Origin of the sequence: Aeromonas sp. R3-1, assembly GCF_040908345.1 — a bacterium.
Taxonomy (GTDB): domain Bacteria; phylum Pseudomonadota; class Gammaproteobacteria; order Enterobacterales; family Aeromonadaceae; genus Aeromonas; species Aeromonas veronii.
This window is the reverse complement of sequence record NZ_JBFODN010000185.1, coordinates 1-1,961: the sequence shown is the minus strand read 5'-3', so window position 1 is coordinate 1,961 and position 1,961 is coordinate 1. Positions and strand designations below refer to the sequence as shown.

Sequence of the window (1,961 nt, the reverse complement as noted above, 5' to 3'; positions counted from 1 at the left end):
ATTTCAGTGGCCCCTGCCAGTGCGACGGTTGAATCAGCAACGCGGCTGATCATGCAAAGGGCCCCGCCATCATGGATGGCGGGGCCCTCTTTTTTGGCGGGATTTGTGGCTCTTTTCAGGTTGGCAACCTGGCGCCTGTTGCGGCGTTTGCCCTATTGTCAGCTTCCCCTCACCCTAACCCTCTCCCAAGGGGAGAGGGGATCAGCACCTGCCACTCTGTAGCCGTAGCTGTCAGGCTTAGCTATCACGCCATACCACGGTCACTATCAACGGCTGCGATCTCTGCTCCCTTCTCCCACTCTTTGCCATAGATAAGGGGAGAAGGGTCGGGGATGAGGGGGAACAAGCCATCCCAACAGAAGCCACCGACAAGCCGCAGAGCGTTAAATCAAGCAGGATCGAGTAGGGTCGATTAGCGAAGCGTAATCGTCCGCACCGCGATCTCGGGGGCGATGGATATAGAGAAGAGATCAGCTGGAGCACCAACAAAATTACGGCAACCGGTTTTCGCGATCGTCTGATTACGCTTCGCTAATCAGACCTACGGCCCATGTTGTGAGATATGTCTCTTTATCAACCCGCTTTAGATTGTTTTTCACAATCTTTTGTGAAAATATAAAAATCATTAGGCTAAATATAACTTCGAGATAGCATGATGATATTAGAGCACAAGTGGATAGAATGGGTTTTTTCTGGGATTGGTACATATTTCGTTCAATTGATCATAGGTTTTTTATGTTTCTTGTTTGTTCTCATATTTATCAAAAAGAAACAGAACGATAAAAAACACATACATGGCGACTCATTTAATGTCAAACAGCGAGGCTTCTTTAACACCATCAACCTCAACAATAAAAGCAAAAAATAAGTTATGTTTGACCGAGCTAAGGCACATGCAGAAAATGACCTCGTCAACGTTGAACAAGGTGGCGTAGGAAATACTATAAACATAACAAATGTAAACTTAAACGCTAACTCACCTTTAATTAATCAAGACATATCAAGGCAACTTCTCGAAGTCCTTACTGTTGCCACATCAGCAGATAAATATATTTCATTTATCTGCGCCCCTAACGATGACGTCTCAACTGAAAAAGCTAGAGATATATACACGAAATTGACCAATGAACTAACCGAGAATGGTATAGAATTTATTGTCGGTGGCGGGAAGTTTTTTGTGACTGCTGAAGGCCCATATCCACACTTGAATGAATGCAACATTATTAAAGAGCAGCAATGTAATTCAATTATAATCATTGCGGACGATCATTCGACCTTTTCTCAACTATCTCTTTTATCTCATATTAAGTTTCAATTAGACAGACAATCATTAGAAATGTTTGCGATATGTAAAGATGAAGTAATTGCACATCAACCATTCCTCCAGACAGGTCCCATTAGTTTTTTCAAAGAAATTCTTAAAGGTAGCTTAGTCATCTTCAGTGAATGTGATGACAATAAGATATCTGATATTGTTAAAAACATTACTAGACACAAAATCTTTTGGAAAACACAGCGAAGAAACTAAAATGGCTAACCTAGTAAACTTAAAAACATATTTATGGGCGCTGGCAACAATCCAACCAGCATCACCACAAGAAGCCCACGCCTTTCTAAAAATAGTAACTAATGTCACACCTGATATATATACAGAAGAAGATCTCAATGATGCAATCAACAGGTCCATGAAATTAGAACTTATTGAATGCGTATCCAAGAAACATAACATCTATACATTAACTATTAAAGGTGGTGATTTTCTAGGAAAGAAATTACGGTTGTTGCGAGACAAAAATAGATTGTTCTTGCTGAAAACTGTCAAAGATGCTAGTTTGAAAATCAAGGACTCCCCTGAACAGAATAAGGCTAGCGCTTCGTCAGCCACTATGTTTAGGTCTACTGTAAAAGTAGCTCCGTGGCCAGAAAACTCTCTGGTCTCGGGGCCCCTCCCCCAAAACCAG

2 protein-coding genes are annotated in these 1,961 nt (G+C 41.6%); both read left to right on the top strand.

The window, feature by feature from the left end; genetic code table 11:
- The first annotated feature begins 871 nt into the window (after positions 1 to 871).
- Complete coding sequence (locus tag AB5Y85_RS11220; protein ID WP_257686737.1) at positions 872 to 1,528, top strand: hypothetical protein; 657 nt, start codon at positions 872 to 874, stop codon at positions 1,526 to 1,528.
- Position 1,529: 1 nt separating this feature from the next.
- The coding region (locus AB5Y85_RS11215; RefSeq protein WP_368221430.1) for a hypothetical protein at positions 1,530 to 1,961 on the top strand (432 nt) is incomplete at its 3' end.